The sequence below is a fragment of the Kocuria sp. ZOR0020 genome, assembly GCF_000800955.1.
GTDB classification, from domain to species: domain Bacteria; phylum Actinomycetota; class Actinomycetes; order Actinomycetales; family Micrococcaceae; genus Kocuria; species Kocuria subflava.
This window is the reverse complement of sequence record NZ_JROX01000359.1, coordinates 1-219: the sequence shown is the minus strand read 5'-3', so window position 1 is coordinate 219 and position 219 is coordinate 1. Positions and strand designations below refer to the sequence as shown.

The window sequence follows — 219 nt, the reverse complement described above, 5'->3', positions numbered from 1 at the left end:
ACGAACGACTTGCTAAACGTGCTGAGAAAGCCCAAAAATTGCTTGATACAGAGCTTCTGAAAGATAGTTATATCGAAACGCTTGAAATGTTTAGTAAATTCAACTCTGTTAAACCTAGCTTATTTGGCGAACTTGAAACTCCAAGTAAAGTGATTGAGTTCATGGAAAAAAACGGAGTTAAACAAGGTAAATGGCTACGTCCTGAAGGGGTTGACGCTT

Annotated in this window: 1 protein-coding gene; it reads left to right on the top strand. The window is 38.4% G+C overall.

From position 1 onward, the window contains the following. Positions 1 to 219 (top strand): hypothetical protein (locus L979_RS16460; protein ID WP_047692822.1); only part of this gene is annotated, 219 nt, incomplete at both ends.